The organism is Mesorhizobium sp. M1E.F.Ca.ET.041.01.1.1, assembly GCF_003997355.1.
GTDB lineage: Bacteria > Pseudomonadota > Alphaproteobacteria > Rhizobiales > Rhizobiaceae > Mesorhizobium.
In genome coordinates, this window is sequence record NZ_RZSL01000073.1 from 1 (window position 1) to 16978 (window position 16978).

At 62.4% G+C, this 16978-nt stretch carries 18 protein-coding genes and 1 pseudogene; 18 read left to right on the forward strand and 1 reads right to left on the reverse strand.

Annotated features, from left to right (window positions below):
* The 7 genes and pseudogenes from EOA38_RS09005 to EOA38_RS09035 all read left to right on the forward strand — a co-directional run.
* On the forward strand, window positions 1-394 hold a 394-nt coding region (locus EOA38_RS09005; RefSeq protein WP_145965936.1), incomplete at its 5' end, for a peptidylprolyl isomerase.
* A 29-nt stretch (window positions 395-423) separates the two neighbouring features.
* The gene (locus tag EOA38_RS09010) at window positions 424-936 is read left to right on the forward strand and encodes a peptidylprolyl isomerase (protein ID WP_126093824.1); all 513 of its coding nucleotides are present in this window, start codon (window positions 424-426) and stop codon (window positions 934-936) included.
* A 10-nt stretch (window positions 937-946) separates the two neighbouring features.
* The gene (locus tag EOA38_RS09015; protein WP_127298989.1) at window positions 947-1396 is read left to right on the forward strand and encodes a DMT family transporter; all 450 of its coding nucleotides are present in this window, start codon (window positions 947-949) and stop codon (window positions 1394-1396) included.
* The gene (gene queA, locus EOA38_RS09020) at window positions 1396-2481 is read left to right on the forward strand and encodes a tRNA preQ1(34) S-adenosylmethionine ribosyltransferase-isomerase QueA (RefSeq protein ID WP_127298990.1); all 1086 of its coding nucleotides are present in this window, start codon (window positions 1396-1398) and stop codon (window positions 2479-2481) included. The genes EOA38_RS09015 and queA overlap by 1 nt, the downstream gene beginning before the upstream one ends.
* A gap of 43 nt (window positions 2482-2524) precedes the next feature.
* A complete protein-coding gene (gene tgt, locus EOA38_RS09025) occupies window positions 2525-3655 on the forward strand; it encodes a tRNA guanosine(34) transglycosylase Tgt (RefSeq protein ID WP_127298997.1) in 1131 nt (376 codons plus the stop codon).
* Window positions 3656-3719: 64 nt separating this feature from the next.
* Window positions 3720-3803 (forward strand): annotated as a pseudogene (locus EOA38_RS40935) (3-oxoacyl-ACP reductase); the annotation flags it as partial.
* 34 nt (window positions 3804-3837) lie between these two features.
* Complete coding sequence (locus tag EOA38_RS09035) at window positions 3838-4443, forward strand: SDR family NAD(P)-dependent oxidoreductase (protein WP_281060089.1); 606 nt, start codon at window positions 3838-3840, stop codon at window positions 4441-4443.
* 9 nt (window positions 4444-4452) lie between these two features.
* Here the strand turns inward: EOA38_RS09035 and EOA38_RS09040 are convergent, their stop codons facing one another.
* Entirely contained in the window at window positions 4453-4872 is a 420-nt protein-coding gene (locus tag EOA38_RS09040; RefSeq protein ID WP_126093828.1) for a DUF4864 domain-containing protein, read from the reverse strand.
* A 288-nt stretch (window positions 4873-5160) separates the two neighbouring features.
* On the opposite strand from EOA38_RS09040, the gene EOA38_RS09045 reads away from it, so the two are divergent.
* The 11 genes from EOA38_RS09045 to EOA38_RS09095 form a co-directional block, all read left to right on the forward strand.
* Window positions 5161-5397, forward strand: coding sequence for an Lrp/AsnC family transcriptional regulator (locus EOA38_RS09045; protein ID WP_027166286.1), 237 nt, complete (start codon window positions 5161-5163; stop codon window positions 5395-5397).
* A 162-nt stretch (window positions 5398-5559) separates the two neighbouring features.
* Window positions 5560-6978 carry a circularly permuted type 2 ATP-grasp protein gene (locus EOA38_RS09050; protein WP_126093829.1) on the forward strand — a complete coding sequence of 473 codons (1419 nt, stop codon included), beginning with the start codon at window positions 5560-5562 and terminating at the stop codon, window positions 6976-6978.
* A gap of 127 nt (window positions 6979-7105) precedes the next feature.
* Window positions 7106-8047 (forward strand): alpha-E domain-containing protein, encoded by a 942-nt coding sequence (locus EOA38_RS09055; RefSeq protein WP_127298993.1) that lies wholly within the window; start codon window positions 7106-7108, stop codon window positions 8045-8047.
* 21 nt (window positions 8048-8068) lie between these two features.
* Window positions 8069-8863 carry a transglutaminase family protein gene (locus EOA38_RS09060; protein ID WP_127298994.1) on the forward strand — a complete coding sequence of 265 codons (795 nt, stop codon included), beginning with the start codon at window positions 8069-8071 and terminating at the stop codon, window positions 8861-8863.
* Window positions 8864-8896: 33 nt separating this feature from the next.
* Window positions 8897-9628: a peptidase gene (locus EOA38_RS09065; RefSeq protein ID WP_126093833.1), complete on the forward strand. Its 732-nt coding sequence runs from the start codon at window positions 8897-8899 to the stop codon at window positions 9626-9628.
* A gap of 110 nt (window positions 9629-9738) precedes the next feature.
* Entirely contained in the window at window positions 9739-11367 is a 1629-nt protein-coding gene (locus EOA38_RS09070; protein WP_127298998.1) for a thiamine pyrophosphate-dependent enzyme, read from the forward strand.
* Window positions 11368-11516: 149 nt separating this feature from the next.
* Complete coding sequence (locus tag EOA38_RS09075; protein ID WP_127298995.1) at window positions 11517-12284, forward strand: DeoR/GlpR family DNA-binding transcription regulator; 768 nt, start codon at window positions 11517-11519, stop codon at window positions 12282-12284.
* A 125-nt stretch (window positions 12285-12409) separates the two neighbouring features.
* Entirely contained in the window at window positions 12410-13930 is a 1521-nt protein-coding gene (gene glpD, locus EOA38_RS09080; protein WP_126093835.1) for a glycerol-3-phosphate dehydrogenase, read from the forward strand.
* Window positions 13931-13969: 39 nt separating this feature from the next.
* Entirely contained in the window at window positions 13970-15049 is a 1080-nt protein-coding gene (locus EOA38_RS09085; protein ID WP_127298996.1) for an ABC transporter ATP-binding protein, read from the forward strand.
* Between the two features lie 10 nt (window positions 15050-15059).
* Window positions 15060-16127 carry an ABC transporter ATP-binding protein gene (locus tag EOA38_RS09090; RefSeq protein ID WP_126093837.1) on the forward strand — a complete coding sequence of 356 codons (1068 nt, stop codon included), beginning with the start codon at window positions 15060-15062 and terminating at the stop codon, window positions 16125-16127.
* The coding region (locus tag EOA38_RS09095) for a sugar ABC transporter permease (protein ID WP_145965937.1) at window positions 16128-16978 on the forward strand (851 nt) is incomplete at its 3' end.

Genomic DNA, 16978 nt, shown 5'->3' on the forward strand with positions numbered 1-16978 from the left:
TGACAACGTCGCCTTCCACCGCGTCATCGACGGCTTCATGGCGCAGACCGGCGACGTCAAGTTCGGCAACATGGAGAAGGGTTTCAACCCCGAGGCCGTCGGCACCGGCGGTTCCGATCTTCCCGACCTGCCGGCCGAGTTCTCCCAGACCGAACAATTCACGCGCGGCGTGGTCGGCATGGCCCGCTCGCAGGATCCGAATTCGGCCAATTCCCAGTTCTTCATCATGTTCGCGCCTGCGCCGAACCTCGACGGCCAGTACACTATCGTCGGCAAGGTGGAGAGCGGCATGGATCTGGTGGACAAGATAAAGAAGGGCGACGAGGCGGACAACGGCACCGTCACCGACCCCGATCGCATGGTCAAGGTTCGCATCGCTGCCGACGGTAAGTAACTCACTCAATTTTAAAAGGATTTTCTGACATGGCTGAGATCAAGGACCGCGAGAACGCGCTCATCATGGAAACGACCAAGGGCAACGTCGTCATCGAGATGTATCCCGACCTGGCGCCCGGTCACGTCGCCCGCATCAAGGAACTGGCGCGCGAGGGCGCCTATGACGGCGTGGTGTTCCACCGCGTCATCGACGGCTTCATGGCGCAGACCGGCGACGTCAAATTCGGCAATTCCTCGAAGCCCTCCTTTGCCCCGTCTCGCGCCGGCATGGGCGGCTCCGACAAGCCGGACCTGAAGGCCGAATTCTCCAACGCCAATCACGGCCGCGGCACCTGCTCGATGGCGCGCGCGCAGAACCCGAATTCTGCGAACTCGCAGTTCTTCATCTGCTTCGACGACGCCTCCTTCCTCAACCGCCAGTACACGGTATGGGGCCAGGTCATCGAAGGCATGGAGAACGTCGACAAGATCAAGCGCGGCGAGCCGGTGCAGGACCCCGACAAGATCGTGTCGCTGAAGGTCGCGGCCGACGTCAAGTAAGGACATAAAGGTGATGGGCGCAGTCTGGTCGTTGCTCGGCATCCTGTCTGGCGCCTTCATCGCCATCCAGGCGCCGATCAACTCGCAACTGGCGCGCGGCCTCGGCCTTCCGGTCGCGGCCGCCGCGTTTTCCTTCCTGTCCGGCGCTATCGTGCTCGGCATCATCGCGGTCGCCGTGGTGAGGCTGCAGGGCATTTCGCTCGACTGGAAGGCGCCGGCGCCGTGGCTGTTCGTTGCCGGCGGCATGCTCGGCGGCTTCTATGTCACGCTCTCCACCATCCTCACGCCGCGCATCGGCGCCGCCGCGCTGATGGCCTTCCTGGTCGCCGGCCAGCTGATCGCCGGCATGCTGGTCGACCGCGCCGGTTTCCTCGGTGTCGCCGTGCGCGAGATCTCGCTTGGCCGTGTCGCCGGGGCCGTGTTGCTGCTGGCCGGAGCGCTGCTCATCCGGCTGTTCTGATGCGCGTCGATCTGTTCGACTTCGAGCTACCGGAGGCGCGCATCGCGCTTCGTCCGGCGGAGCCGCGAGACAGCGCCAGGATGCTGGTCGTCAGACCCGGCCAAGGCCTGGATGATCGGATCGTGCGCGATCTGCCGTCGCTGCTTAAGGACGGCGACGTGCTGGTGTTCAACGACACCAAGGTCATCCCGGCGCAATTGAAAGGCATCCGCAAGCGCGGCGAGGCGATGGCGCAGGTCGAGGCCACGCTGCATATGCGGGTGGCGCCGGACCGCTGGCTGGCCTTCATGCGGCCCGGCAAGCGCATCGCCGTCGGCGACCGCATTCATTTCGGCCATGACCAGAATTCCTGCTTCCTCGGCCGGCTCGACGCGACGGTAATCGAGAAGGGTGAGGCGGGCGAAGCGCTGCTCGGCTTCGACCTCTCAGGGCCGTTCCTCGACGAGGCGCTGCACGCCGTCGGCCATATTCCGCTGCCGCCCTACATCGCCTCGAAACGCGACGACGACGAGCGCGACCGCCGCGACTACCAGACCATCTACGCCAGGGAAGAGGGCGCTGTCGCCGCGCCCACCGCGGGGCTGCATTTCACGCCTGATCTGTTCGCCGCTCTTGACGCCAGGGGTGTCGAGCGCCGCTTCGTCACGCTTCACGTCGGCGCCGGCACCTTCCTGCCGGTCAAGGCCGACGATACCGCCGATCACAAGATGCATGCGGAAACCGGCTCGGTGAGCCGCGAAACCGCGGACGCACTCAATGCGGCAAGGGCGCGGGGAGGGCGGATCGTCGCCGTCGGCACGACCTCGCTGCGCCTCCTGGAAAGCGCCGCGCGCGAAGACGGCAGGATCGAGGCCTGGTCCGGACCGACCGACATCTTCATCACGCCCGGCTACCGTTTCCGGACAGCCGACATGCTGATGACCAATTTCCACCTGCCGCGCTCGACGCTGTTCATGCTGGTCTCGGCCTTCAGCGGGCTGGAGACGATGCGTTCGGCCTATGCGCATGCCATCGCGAGCCGCTACAGATTCTACTCCTATGGGGACTCCTGCCTACTTTTCCGGGAGACAAGCGATGGACGCTGATCTCGAAAAACACCAGGCACGCTCGTCCACTACAAGGAATTCGATGGCTGCGGCTTTCTCCTTCAAGCTCATCGCTACCGACGGCAGGGCGCGGCGCGGCCTGATTTCGATGCCGCGCGGCGAAATCCGCACGCCGGCCTTCATGCCGGTCGGCACCGGCGGCACCGTCAAGGCCATGTATATGGATCAGGTGCGCGGCGTCGGCGCCGACATCATCCTCGGCAACACCTATCATCTGATGCTGCGGCCGGGCGCCGAGCGCGTGGCGAGGCTCGGCGGGTTGCATGAGTTCGCGCGCTGGCCATACCCGATCCTGACCGACAGCGGCGGCTTCCAGGTCATGTCGCTGTCGAAGCTGAGGAAGCTGACGGAAAAGGGCGTCACCTTCCGCTCGCATATCGACGGCGCGCCCTACGAGATGTCGCCGGAGCGGTCGATCGAGATCCAGGGGCTGCTCGATTCCGACATCCAGATGCAGCTCGACGAATGCACCGCGCTTCCCGCCAAGCCCAAGGAGATCGAGCGCGCCATGGAACTGTCGCTGCGCTGGGCCGAACGCTGCAAGGCGGCGTTCGGCGACCAGCCGGGCAAAGCGATGTTCGGCATCGTCCAGGGCGGCGACAGCGCTACCATGCGTGTGCGCTCGGCGCAGGCGCTGAAGGCGATGGACCTCAAAGGCTATGCCGTCGGCGGCCTGGCGGTCGGCGAGCCGCAGGCGGTGATGCTGGAGATGCTGGAGATCACCTGCCCGGAACTGCCGGACGACAGGCCGCGCTATCTGATGGGCGTCGGCACGCCGGACGACATCTTGAAGTCGGTGGCGCGCGGCATCGACATGTTCGACTGCGTGATGCCGACGCGCGCCGGCCGCCACGGCCTTGCCTATACGCGCCGCGGCAAGATCAACCTGCGCAACGCCCGCCACGCCGACGATCCACGTCCGCTGGACGAGGAAAGCGACTGCCCCGCCGCGCGCGACTATTCGCGCGCCTATCTGCATCATCTGGTGCGTTCGCAAGAGACGCTCGGCGCAATGCTGCTCACCTGGAACAACCTGTCCTACTATCAGAAGCTGATGCAGGACATCCGAGCCGCGATCGAGGCGCGGGGCTTCGAGGCGCGCGCCGCGGAGATTTCAGATGGCTGGGCGAGGGGCGATATTTCAACCATCTAGCCGGACGTCCCGCGATTGACGGACCGACTGCCCGAGAGCAGAGTTGCGCCCTCGGGGATCAGCCATGACCGTGACCTACGACTTTGCCGGCAAGACGGCGATCGTGACCGGCGGCTCGAGGGGCATCGGCAAGGCCGTGGCTACGCAGTTGGCGCGGTCAGGAGCCGACGTGTGGGTGTGGGATGCCGATCCAGCGCCAGTCGGGAACCAGCAGTCAGACGGTCGATGTGACCAGGGCGGGCGACATAAGGAATGCTCTCAGCGAGGTGGTCGCCACGACAGGCGGGGTCGACATTCTCATCAACAACGCGGGCTATCTTGGTCCCTACCTTGGCTTCGAGGCCTTCGATCCCGCTGAGTGGCAGCGCATCATCGGGGTCAATCTCATCGGAACATTCGAGGTCACGCATCAGGTTCTGCCGGTCATGCGCAAGGCCGCTCGCGGCCGCATCGTCAATATGGGGTCGCTCGCCGGCAAGGAAGGATTGCCGAACCTCGCCGCCTATTCGGCCGCAAGCGGAGGCATCATTGCCTTCACCAAGGCCTTGTCGCGCGAGGTCTGCGACACCGATATCCGCGTCAACTGCGTCGCTCCCGGTCCGATCGATACGGACCTTATCCGGCGACTCGGAAACGAGGTCGTCAGCGACATGGTCGGCGCCAGCCCGCTGAAGCGGCTTGGGGCGGTGGAAGAGGTCGCGGCGCTGGTTCTCTGGCTCTGCTCCGATGCCGCCAGCTTCAACACCGGCGCGGTCTTTGACATGTCTGGCGGCAGGGCGCGCTACTGATTGTCTGGCTCACGTGCTGACCGAAGTCGAGGCGCGCAGGCTGCAGCCGGTGATCTTGAAGCTGCCGTCGGGCTGCTGCTCCAGCGTGTAGACCGCCTCATAGTCCTTGCCGTCGGGGCCGACGATCAGCACCTGCTGGATGATCGAGGCCGGCCCGGTCTGCTCCACCTTGCCGAAGGAATAGGTTTGCGGCTTGCGCACCGGCGCGTAGCCGTTGGTCACCATGTTCATGAAGGTGTCGACCGTCGGGAAGATGCGCTTCACGTTCGGTGCCGCGAAACTGTAGGCGGTGGCGCCGTCATCGGCGAGGAAGGCCTTGAGCTGGCTGTCGATGACCGTCTGCGCCGCCTTGATCTCGGCGTCGCCGGCAAAGGCTATGGATGCAAGAAGCATCGGAACGAGAGCGAGTGCGAACAAAGCGCGGCGCATGGCCTGACTCCCGAAAATTCACGTTGTGAAGGCGCAGTCTAACATACGCTGGCCGCCCTGCCGTGGTTTCACCGGCTTCGGAAGATTCTTGCCCGCATCGACGTCTGGTCGGTGCTTGTGACTTGAGGCACGCCGGGCCAATCATCGACGGCAGCCTCGACAGGAGCGGCATGCCGGCCGCCGAATTGCGGCAAGCGGTCGCCAGGGCCGGCGCCGGCTGATGCTTGAAAGCGGGGCGGCAGTCTGCCAAAAGGGCGCTTATTCGCGTATAAGCTCACAGGATCGGCAATGAAGGCATTTTTCGTGCAGATAAAGTGCGATCTGGGCAAGGCCTATGAGGTCGCCAGCGCGCTCGCCGATGCCGAGATCGCCTCCGAGATCTATTCGACCGCCGGCAATTACGACCTGCTCGCAAAATTCTATGTCGATGACGAGGAAGACGTCGGCCACTTCGTCAATGAGAGGGTGCAGATTCTGCCCGGAATCAAGGACACCTTCACCATCGTCACCTTCCGGGCATTCTGACCGCGCCTGCCTTGCTCGGGCACGAGGCAGCGCCTGACCTCAGCCCGGCGGCTCTGCCTTAATCTTAGGCAACTTCGACATAACGATCGCCGACGCTCGCCAAATCATCGATTGCGCTTGATTTTCTCCAGCCGGGCCAGTGAAATGGTTTCACAGGGGAGTATGCGATTGGCAGCGTTCGACGAAATGGCTCCGGAAGTCTCCGGATTGAGAAGACCATACCAGGCTTACGATCGCTGGCTGAAGGAACAGGACCCGGCCAGGCTCACCCAGAAAATGCAGGACGCCGAGCGTGTCTTCCGCAAGACGGGCATCACCTTCGCCGTCTATGGCGAACAGGAGGCCTCCGAGCGGCTGATCCCCTTCGACATCGTTCCGCGCATCATTTCCGGCCAGGAATGGCGCCGGCTGACGCAAGGCATCGAGCAGCGGGTGCAGGCGCTCAATGCCTTTCTCGACGACATCTACCACCGTCAGGAGATCCTGCGCGCGGGGCGTGTTCCCAAGGAGCTGGTGGCGAAGAATGAGGCCTTCCTGCCCGAGATGATCGGTGTGAGGCCGCCGGCCGGCGTCTACACCCACATCATCGGCGTCGACATCGTCCGCATCAGCGAGAACGAGTTCTATGTGTTGGAGGACAATGCCCGCACGCCTTCCGGCGTCTCCTACATGCTGGAGAACCGCGAGACGATGATGCAGCTCTTCCCGGAGCTCTTCCAGCAGATCAAGGTGCAGCCGGTCGAGAACTATCCGCAGCTGTTGCGTCAGTCGCTCGCCGCGGTGCGGCCGCAGAGCACCAAGGGCGCGCCGACCATCGCCGTGCTGACGCCGGGCAGCTATAACTCCGCCTATTTCGAGCATGCCTTCCTTGCCGACCAGATGGGCGTGCAACTGGTCGAGGGACAGGATCTGCGCGTGGTCGACGGCCATGTCACGATGCGCACCACCGAAGGCTACAAACAGATCGACGTGCTCTACCGGCGCGTCGACGATGCTTTCCTCGATCCGCTGACCTTCCGGCCGGATTCCGCGCTCGGCGTGCCGGGCATCATGGATGTCTACCGTGCCGGCAATATCACCATTGCGAATGCGCCGGGAACCGGCATCGCCGACGACAAGGCGATCTATTCCTACATGCCTGAGATCGTCGAGTTCTACACCGGCCGCAAGGCGATTCTCGGCAACATCCCGACCTGGCGCTGCTCCGAGGCGGACAGCCTGAAATACGTGCTGGAGCACATCAGCGAACTCGTGATCAAGGAAGTGCACGGCTCGGGCGGTTACGGCATGCTGGTCGGCCCGGCGGCGACCAAGAAGGAATGTGAGGCGTTCGCCAAGAAGCTGCAGGCGAAGCCGGCAAACTATATCGCCCAGCCGACGCTGGCGCTGTCGACTTGCCCGATCCTGACCGAAAAGGGCCTGTCGCCGCGCCATGTCGATCTTCGGCCTTACGTGCTGGTCTCCGACCGCATCCAGCTCGTGCCCGGAGGGCTGACGCGGGTTGCGCTGAAGGAAGGCTCCCTTGTGGTCAACTCCTCGCAGGGCGGCGGGACGAAGGATACGTGGGTGCTGGATGATTGAAGTGAGTGAGTAGGGAATAGTCAGTAGTCAGTATCAGAGGGACAGGCCAATGCCGCATTCAATCGAAACTCGAACTTTCACTACTCACTACTCACTATTCCCTACTCACTAGCCCGAAGGGCCCGACATGCTTCTCGGCCGCACCGCCAACGGTCTCTACTGGATGAACCGCTATATCGAGCGGGCCGAAAACATGGCGCGCCTTGTCGATGCCGGCCTGCGCATGGCGCTGACGCGCACCCAGAACGCGTCCGAGGAATGGAACTCGGTGCTGCTCAGCGCCGGCTCCGACCTTGCCTTCTCGCAGAAATACCAGGATTACACCGTCGCCAACGTCTCGGATTTCCTGTTGCGCGACATCTCGAACCCATCGAGCACGATGTCGTCGATCGAGACGGCGCGCAACAACGCGCGCATGGTGCGCACCGCGCTGACCCGCGAGACCTGGGAGAGCATCAACGAAGCCTGGATGTCGTTGAAGCGCATTTTGGCAAGGCCGATAGACGAACGCGACCTGCCGAGCGTGCTCGACGCCATCAAGCGCGAGACGGCGCTGATCCGCGGCTCGTTCTATGGCACGATGCTGCGCAACGAGATTTTCGATTTCTCGCAGCTTGGCACCTATGTCGAGCGCGCCGACAACACGGCCCGCATCCTCGACGTCAAATACTATGTGCTTTTGCCATCGATCTCCTGGGTGGGGTCGACGCTCGACAACTATCAATGGGAATCGATCCTGCGCTCGGTGTCGGCGCACCGCTCCTACCGCTGGGTCTACGACGCCGAATACAAGCCGACCAACATCGCCGATTATCTGATCCTCAATGTCCGCATGCCGCGCTCGCTCACCTTCTGCTACCGCTTCCTGGCGGAGCATCTGAAGTTCCTCGCCGACGACTATGGCGAGCGCCATGCCTGCCATGCCACGGCCGAGAAGACACAGGCCATGCTGAGGAAGGGTTCGATCAAGGATATTTTCGACCACGGCCTGCACGAATTCCTGGCCGAATTCATTGCCGACAATACAAGACTGGGCGACGAGATCGCACAGGACTACCGGTTTTATTGAGCGCTGAAGGGGCAGGGCGCCATGCGGCTCAAGATCACCCACCGGACCGAGTACCGCTACGACGCGCCGGTGCAATATCTGCTGCAGCGGCTGCGCCTGCTGCCGCAGAGCGGGCATACACAGACCGTGGCAAGCTGGGCGATCAAGGTCGACGGCGCGCGTGAGGAAGTGCGTTTCGTCGACCAGTTCGGCAACGACACGCGGCTGGTGAGTGCGGAGGGCGGCCACAACACCATCAAGGTCGAAGCCTCCGGCGAAGTGATGACGCGCGACACGGCGGGTGTGTCCGGCCCGCATCAGGGTTTCGCGCCGCTCTGGCTGTTCGGTCAGCAGACACCGTTGACCATCGCCGGCGATGGCATTCGTGAGCTTATTGGCTCCGCCGGCGAGGGGACCGATATCGAGCGGCTGCACAGGCTGATGGGCACGATCCGCGAGCGGGTCGCCTACAAGCCGGGCGCGACCAGCGTCGTTACGCCGGCCGAAGAAGCTCTGGCGCTGAAGAGCGGTGTCTGCCAGGACCACAGCCACATCTTTATCGCCGCGGCGCGCGCGATGGGTTTTCCCGCTCGCTATGTCAGCGGCTATCTGATGACGGACGCGGCCGTCGAACAGGCGGCGAGCCATGCCTGGGCCGAGGCGCACGTTCCGGGGCTCGGCTGGGTTGCCTTTGATCCCGCAAACGGTATTTCTCCCGACGAACGCTATGTGAGGGTGGCGACGGGACGCGACTATCGCGATGCCGCGCCGGTATCGGGAATTCTGCTCGGTCAAGCGGAAGAGAAGCTTGCCGTCACCGTCACGGTGGAGCAGTAATCTTCGTCAGGATTCGCTGGCTTAAGAAGACTCATGACCTATTGCGTCGGCCTCAAGATCGATCGCGGGCTCGTGTTCATGTCGGACACGCGCACCAATGCCGGCATGGATTCGATCTCGACCTTCAAGAAGATGCATGTCTGGGAAGAGCCCGGCGAGCGCGTCATCGTGCTGATGTCGGCGGGCAATCTGGCCACCACGCAGGCCGTGGTCAGCCTGCTCGACGAGCGTACCAAGGCAGTCGGCGATCGCCACGAGAAGCTGCTCGAAACGCCATCCATGTATCAGGCGGTGCGGCTGGTCGGCGATACGGTGAAGGAAGTGATCGCCCATTCGTCGCCCGCCGGCGACAAGGCCGATTCCTATTTCAACGCCTCTTTCATCCTCGGAGGCCAGATCAAGGGCAGTCCACCACGGCTGTTCATGATCTATCCCGAGGGCAATTTCATCGAGTCGACCGATGACACGCCATTCTTCCAGATCGGCGAGACCAAATACGGCAAGCCGATCATCATCCGCGCCTATGACCGTACGATGAGCCTTGCCGAGACGGTGAAGCTGCTTCTGGTTTCCTTCGACTCGACGTTGAAGTCGAACCTGTCGGTCGGCCTGCCGCTCGACCTGCTCTTCCTCGAGGAGGACGCCTTCAAGGTCGGCCTCAAGAAGCGGATCGGCCAGGACGACCAATATTACCGCACGATCTCGGATGGCTGGTCCAACGCGCTGAAGGCGGCTTTCGCCAGCCTGCCGGATTTTCCGGGCTAGGGGCGGCACCCCGTTACCTTATTCGACATGTTAATCAAAAGTTGGAAAGGTAGGAACAACTGGCCGGCAAGGCAGTCGGTCGGCCGGGAGCAATCATGGTTGTGCAAGAAATGGCAAAGTCTGAAACAACTGCGGAAGCAATCACGCGAGCCCTTGTTGAACACAGCATCGACACCGTGTTCGGCATACCCGGGGTTCATATGTACGATTTCAACGACGCACTCCATCGTGCCGGCGACAAGATCAAATTCATCCATACGCGACACGAACAAGGTGCCGCCTACATGGCATATGGCTATGCCAAGGCAACAGGCCGGATTGGTGCGTTCACCGTGGTTCCGGGACCAGGCGTGCTGAACGCGGGTGCGGCCCTCTGCACCGCCCTGGGTGCGAACGCGCCGGTGCTTTGCATCACGGGCAACATCATGTCTCACTTGATCGGCAGAGGCCGGGGACAGCTTCACGAATTGCCGGATCAGCTGGCGACCCTGCGCGGCATAACGAAAGTCGCCGAACGCCTTGATCATCAGTCAGAGGCTGGCTTCGTCGTCAGCGAGGTTATCTCCAAGATGATCTCCGGGCGAAAAGGACCCGGCTCGATCGAAGCGCCGTGGGATGTCTTCGGCCAAAAAGGTCCGGAGGTGCCGATTGTTTCGGCAGCGCGAGCCGAGAGTGCCCGGCCGGACCCGCTGGCGATTGAGCAGGCCATCCAGCTCATTTCAAATGCCAAACGTCCACTCATCATGGTTGGTGGCGGAGCGGTTGATGCGCGCAAGCAGGTGCGAGAACTTGCCGAGCGTCTAGGTGCGCCTGTAACGGCTCATCGATCGGGCAAGGGTGTGCTCCCCGACGATCACCCCAATGCCCTTAATCTGGTCGCAGCATACGACTACTGGAAAGATACCGACCTTCTTATCGGTGTCGGTAGCCGCCTTGAATTGCAGTTCATGCGCTGGCGATATATTCCAAAGAACCTCAAAGTCATCCGGATTGACATCGATCCGAAGGAGATGGTTCGCCTGCGTCCGGACGCCGCGATCGTGGCGGATGCGGCCGATGGCGTCGATGCTCTTCTCGAACAGGCACCTCGATCTTCAATCGATATGCGCCTGGAAGATTTCGCTCGACTGAACAATGCCGCGAGGGAACGCTTCGCTGCCGTAGAACCTCAGGTTTCCTACGTCAACGCGATCCGGCGCGCACTGCCGAGGGACGGCTTCTTTGTCGAGGAGATCAGCCAGGTGGGCTTCACCGCCCGGTTCGCGTTCCCGGTTTTCGCTCCCCTGCAATACGTGACCTGCGGCTATCAGGAAACTCTGGGTTTCGGGTTCAATACCGCGTTGGGCGTCAAGGTTGCTCATCCGGACAAGATGGTGATCTCCGTCTCCGGCGACGGCGGTTTCATGTTTGGCCTCCAGGAGCTTGCAACCGCGGTTCAACATCGCATCAACGTGATAGCGATCGTGTTCAATAACGGTTCTTTTGGGAACGTGCTGAGAGACCAGAGACAATCGTATGACGGTCGCTACCTGGGGTCGGAGCTGACCAATCCGGACTTTGTGAAGCTCGCCGAGAGCTTCAATATCCCGGCCTTCAAAGCGACGACGCCCGAGGAGCTCGAGCGATTGATAACGACTTGCGCGACCCTAGACAGCCCCGTGTTGATCGAAGTGCCTGTGGACAGAGGGTCCGAAGTGAGTCCCTGGACGTATCTCCATCCCGCTCCCCATCCAGATTAAGATCGTCCGCCGCTTCGCCAGAACCGGTTCGCATTGGCTTGCGTACCGGTTTGCCTTTGCGATCAGATGATTTTCATTAGCCGGCTCATACCTTTTCATTGCTTTCGTTTTCCGATATAGACAGGAAAAACGAAAATGGAGGATGCCGGATGTTTCTTTCGCCACGTCATACCGAAATCATCCAGATGGCGAAGGACCATGGCCGGGTGCTGGTCGAAGATTTGGCGACGCATTTCAGCGTGACGCCGCAGACGATCCGCAAGGATCTCAACGATCTTTGCGATCAGCGCCTGCTGACGCGTGTCCATGGCGGGGCGCTGTTTCCGTCCGGCATCGAGAACATGGAATATGAGGCGCGGCGCAAGATCGCCGCCGAGGAGAAGGAGGCGATCGGCCGCGCCGCAGCCAGGCTGATTCCCGACAACGCCTCGCTGTTCATCAACATCGGCACCACGACGGAAGCCGTCAGCAAGGCGCTGCTCGACCATAACGGGCTTATGGTCATCACCAATAACATCAATGTTGCCAATAGGATGCGTATTTATCCTTCGATAGAGGTGGTGATAGCCGGCGGCGTCGTGCGCGGCTCCGACGGCGGCGTTGTCGGCGAGGCGGCCGTCGATTTCATCCGGCAGTTCAAGGTCGACTACGCCGTCATCGGAGCCTCGGCCATCGACCATGACGGCGCGCTGCTCGACTTCGATTTTCGCGAGGTGAAGGTGGCGCAAGCCATCATCGCCAATGCGCGTCACGTGATTCTCGTCTCCGACCAGACCAAATTCGAGCGCACGGCGCCGGTTCGCATCGGCCACCTGTCGCAGGTCAACACCTTCATCACCGACCGTTGCGACATCTCTTCGGTGCGCAGGATCTGCGAGGAAAACGAGGTTCGTTTGATCGAGACGACGCTCGAATAAGCGTCGTCTCACGGCCGTCTCATACGCCTGTGATATTTCGTTTGACATTCGTTCTTAGTTCGAAATAATCCATCACGGTTTCGCGAAACACAAAAATGGTGCAATGCGAAATCGCGGAGGAACCTGTGGACTCATCACCGATCCATGACATTTTCGTCATAGGTGGCGGCATCAACGGCTGCGGCATCGCCCGCGACGCCGTTGGCCGCGGATTTTCGGTTTTCCTGGCCGAGATGAACGATCTCGCCAGCGGGACTTCGTCCGGCTCGACCAAGCTGATCCATGGCGGCCTGCGCTATCTCGAGTTCTATGAATTCCGGCTGGTGCGCGAAGCGCTGATGGAGCGCGAGATCCTGTGGAAGAACGCGCCGCATATCATCTGGCCGATGCGCTTCGTGCTGCCCTACGCCAAGGGCCTGCGCCCGGCCTGGCTCATCCGGCTTGGCCTGTTCCTCTACGACCATATCGGCGGGCGCAAGCTGCTGCCGGCGACGAAAACGCTGGACATGGCCACCGATCCGGCCGGCAAGCCGCTGAAACCGCTCTTCCGCAAGGCCTTCGAATATTCGGACGGCTGGGTCAACGATGCCCGCCTGGTGGCGCTCAATGCCCGCGACGCGGCGGACCGAGGCGCCATCATCCGCACCCGAACCAAAGTTGTAAGCGCGCGCCGCGACGGAGCGCTGTGGACGATCAAGATCCGGAATGTGTTGACCGGCGAGACCGAGGAAGTCCGCGCTCGCCTTCTCGTCAACGCCGCCGGGCCCTGGGTCGACCAGGTGCTGGCAAAGGCGGTCGGCCAGAACGATGTGCACAATGTCCGTCTGGTGCAGGGCAGCCACATCGTCATCCGCAAGAAGTTCGACGATCCGCGGGCCTATTTCTTCCAGAACAAGGACGGGCGCATCATCTTCGCCATTCCCTACGAGGAAGAGTTCACGCTGATCGGCACCACCGACCGCGACTATCCGGGCGATCCGCATGACGTGAAGATCAGCGATGCCGAGATCGACTATCTCTGCGCCGCAGCAAGCGAATATTTCGCTCAAGCCGTCAAGCGTTCGGACATCGTCTGGACCTATTCGGCGGTACGCCCGCTCTATGATGACGGCGCCTCGAAGGCGCAGGAAGCGACGCGCGACTATGTGCTGAAGGCCGATGGCGGGGAGGGCGCGGCCCCCTTGCTCAATTCATTCGGCGGCAAGATCACGACGTTCCGCCGGCTGGCGGAATCGATGCTGGAGAAGATCGAAGGTTTTCTCGGCAAGCGCGGCAAACCATGGACCGCCAATGCGCCGCTGCCCGGCGGCGATTTTCCGGCGACCGGTTTCGACGCGCAGGTATCAAAGCTCAAGAACGTCTATCCGTTCCTCGATCAGCGGCTGGCGCGCAGGCTCACCCGGCTCTACGGCACGCGTGCCGAGAAGCTGCTTGGGTTGGCCAAGTCGAATGCCGATCTCGGCCGCAATTTCGGCGCCGACCTTTATGAGGCCGAGGTGCGCTATCTCGTCGAGAACGAATGGGCCGTCACCGCCGAGGACGTGCTGTGGCGCAGGACCAAGCGCGGCCTGCATTTCAGCCGCGAACAGACGGCGGCCTTGGAAGAATTCATGCGTGGCCGGCGCCACGTCGCGGCGGCCGAGTGAAGGCCGCCCGGTAATGGGAAAGGCCTGGGAGGAGGCGTGATGCTGGAACTGAGGAACGTGACGAAGACGGTCGGCGCGCAGGAGCATATCCGCGACGTGTCGCTGACGCTTCAGCACGGCTCGCTGAACGTTCTGCTCGGACCGACGCTTTCGGGCAAGACCAGCCTGATGCGGCTGATGGCCGGCCTCGACGCGCCGAGCTCCGGCTCGGTGTGGTTCGACGGCAAGGATGTCACCGGACAGCCGGTGCAGAAGCGCAATGTCGCCATGGTCTACCAGCAGTTCATCAACTATCCGGCGATGACCGTCTACGAGAACATCGCCTCGCCGCTTCGGGTCGCGGGCGTCGAGCAGGCCAGGATCGACAAGGAAGTGCGCAACGCCGCCGCGCTGCTGAAGCTCACGCCCTATCTCGACCGCACGCCGCTCAGCCTGTCCGGCGGCCAGCAGCAGCGCACCGCGCTCGCCCGTGCCATCGTCAAGAACGCCAGCCTCGTCCTGCTCGACGAGCCCTTAGCCAATCTCGACTACAAGCTGCGCGAGGAATTGCGCGCCGAACTGCCGAAGATCTTCGCCGCTGCCGGCACGATCTTCGTCTATGCCACGACCGAGCCGCATGAGGCGCTTTTGCTCGGCGGCAACACAGCCACCCTCTCCGAAGGCCGCGTCACGCAATTCGGGCCGACCATCGAAGTGTTCCGCAAGCCGGCCGACCTGGTGACGGCCAGGACTTTCGCCGACCCGCCGCTCAACACGATCGTGCTCGCCAAGAAGGGATCGGACTTCCTGCTCGAAGGCGGTGTCAAGCTGCCGGTGCCGCCGGAGCTGCTCGGCATTCCCGACGCGAGCTACACGATCGGCTTCCAGCCGCATCATCTGTCGCTCGAACGTCCCAACGCCAGCGCCGTGCCGGTGCGGGCCAAGGTCACCATCACCGAGATCACCGGCTCGGAGAGCTTCGTCCATCTCGACTTCGCCGACGCGCGCTGGGTGATGCTGGCGCACGGCATCCTCGACTTCGAGACCGACGACGAGGTCGAGGTGTTCATCGATCCGCGCCACATCATGGTGTTCGACCAGAACGGCCGCGCCGTGACGGCGTCGAAGCTGGCGGCCTGAGGAGGAAGCGATGGCTCGCATCGAGGTCAACCATATCCGCCATTCCTACCTGCCCAATCCGAAGAAAGATTCGGATTTCGCGCTGAAGGAAGTGCACCACACTTTCGAGGACGGCGGCGCCTATGCGCTGCTCGGGCCCTCGGGCTGCGGCAAGACCACCTTGCTCAACATCATTTCGGGGCTGCTCCACCCCTCGCACGGCCAGCTTTTGTTCAACGGCAGGGACGTGACCAGGCTGTCGACGCAGGAACGCAACATCGCCCAGGTGTTCCAGTTCCCGGTCATCTACGACACCATGACCGTCTACGACAATCTGGCCTTCCCGCTGCGCAACCGCCGCGTGCCGGAGGCCGATGTCGACCGCAAGGTGCGCGAGACGCTCGACATGATCGATCTCGCCTCGATGGCGAACCGGAAGGCGCGCCGGCTGACCGCAGACCAGAAGCAGAAGATCTCGCTCGGCCGCGGTCTCGTGCGCTCCGACGTCAACGCCATCTTGTTTGACGAGCCGCTCACCGTCATCGACCCGCATATGAAATGGGTGCTGCGCTCGCAGCTCAAGCAACTGCACCGCCGCTTCGGCTACACCATGGTCTACGTCACGCACGACCAGACCGAGGCGCTGACTTTCGCCGACCGCGTCGTGGTCATGTATGACGGCGAGATCGTGCAGATCGGCACGCCGGCCGAGCTGTTCGAACGGCCGCGGCACACTTTCGTCGGCTATTTCATCGGCTCGCCGGGCATGAACGTCCTGCCGGTTGCGCTCGAAGGCAGGACGGCAATGCTCGGCGCGCAGCGCATCGAGCTGCCGGGCGTGCCGAAGGCCGAAGCCGGCGCCGTCGAGCTCGGTATCCGTCCCGAATATGTGCGGCTCGGCCGTGAAGGAATGACCGTCCAGGTCAGCAAGGTCGAGGATGTCGGCCGCCACAAGGTTGTGCGCGCCAATCTCGAAGGCAAGGAGATCGCCGCCGTCATCGGCGAAGACGACGAAGTGCCGTCCGAGCCCAAGGTTCGCTTCGATCCGGCCGGCATCAACATCTATGCCGATTCGTGGCGCGTCGAGATGGGGGCCTAGATGGAAAAGACCTGGAACAACAAAGCCTGGTTCCTTGTCCTGCCGGTGCTGGTGCTGGTGGCGTTCTCGGCCGTCATCCCGCTGATGACCGTCGTCAACTATTCGGTGCAGGACACGTTCGGCAACAACGTCTTCTTCTGGGCCGGCACCGAGTGGTTCGAGGAACTGCTTGCCTCCGACCGCTTCTGGGAAGCGATGGTGCGCAACCTGATCTTCTCCTTCATCATCCTGGCGATCGAAGTGCCGCTCGGCATCTTCATCGCGCTCAACATGCCGAAAAAGGGCTGGGGCGTGCCGGTCTGCCTGGTGCTGATGGCGTTGCCGCTGCTCATCCCGTGGAACGTCGTCGGCACGATCTGGCAGGTGTTCGGCCGCAACGACATCGGCCTGCTCGGCTACTACGTCAACGCGCTCGGCATCGACTACAACTATGTCCAGGACCCGATCGATGCCTGGGTCACCGTTATCATCATGGATGTCTGGCACTGGACCAGCCTGGTCGTGCTGCTCTGCTATGCCGGACTGGTCTCGATCCCGGACGCCTTCTACCAGGCGGCCAAGATCGACGGCGCGTCGCGCTGGGCGGTGTTCCGCTACATCCAGTTGCCGAAGATGCAGCGCGTGCTGCTGATCGCGGTGCTTTTGCGCTTCATGGACAGCTTCATGATCTACACCGAGCCCTTCGTCGTCACCGGCGGCGGTCCGGGCAACTCGACCACCTTCCTGTCGATCGACCTCGTCAAGACGGCGCTTGGCCAGTTCGACCTCGGCCCGGCGGCAGCCATGTCGCTGGTCTACTTCCTGATCATTCTTCTGTTGTCTTGGGTGTTCTACACCGTGATGACCAACTA

Bases quoted from the DNA above. Each gene is read 5' to 3' on its own strand.
- EOA38_RS09010 (WP_126093824.1), top strand. From the start codon at position 424: ATGGCTGAGATCAAGGACCGCGAGAACGCGCTCATCATGGAAACGACC.
- queA (WP_127298990.1), top strand. From the start codon at position 1,396: ATGCGCGTCGATCTGTTCGACTTCGAGCTACCGGAGGCGCGCATCGCG.
- tgt (WP_127298997.1), top strand. From the start codon at position 2,525: ATGGCTGCGGCTTTCTCCTTCAAGCTCATCGCTACCGACGGCAGGGCG.
- EOA38_RS09035 (WP_281060089.1), top strand. From the start codon at position 3,838: ATGCCGATCCAGCGCCAGTCGGGAACCAGCAGTCAGACGGTCGATGTG.
- EOA38_RS09040 (WP_126093828.1), bottom strand. From the start codon at position 4,872: ATGCGCCGCGCTTTGTTCGCACTCGCTCTCGTTCCGATGCTTCTTGCA.
- EOA38_RS09045 (WP_027166286.1), top strand. From the start codon at position 5,161: ATGAAGGCATTTTTCGTGCAGATAAAGTGCGATCTGGGCAAGGCCTAT.
- EOA38_RS09050 (WP_126093829.1), top strand. From the start codon at position 5,560: ATGCGATTGGCAGCGTTCGACGAAATGGCTCCGGAAGTCTCCGGATTG.
- EOA38_RS09055 (WP_127298993.1), top strand. From the start codon at position 7,106: ATGCTTCTCGGCCGCACCGCCAACGGTCTCTACTGGATGAACCGCTAT.
- EOA38_RS09060 (WP_127298994.1), top strand. From the start codon at position 8,069: ATGCGGCTCAAGATCACCCACCGGACCGAGTACCGCTACGACGCGCCG.
- EOA38_RS09065 (WP_126093833.1), top strand. From the start codon at position 8,897: ATGACCTATTGCGTCGGCCTCAAGATCGATCGCGGGCTCGTGTTCATG.
- EOA38_RS09070 (WP_127298998.1), top strand. From the start codon at position 9,739: ATGGCAAAGTCTGAAACAACTGCGGAAGCAATCACGCGAGCCCTTGTT.
- EOA38_RS09075 (WP_127298995.1), top strand. From the start codon at position 11,517: ATGTTTCTTTCGCCACGTCATACCGAAATCATCCAGATGGCGAAGGAC.
- EOA38_RS09085 (WP_127298996.1), top strand. From the start codon at position 13,970: ATGCTGGAACTGAGGAACGTGACGAAGACGGTCGGCGCGCAGGAGCAT.
- EOA38_RS09090 (WP_126093837.1), top strand. From the start codon at position 15,060: ATGGCTCGCATCGAGGTCAACCATATCCGCCATTCCTACCTGCCCAAT.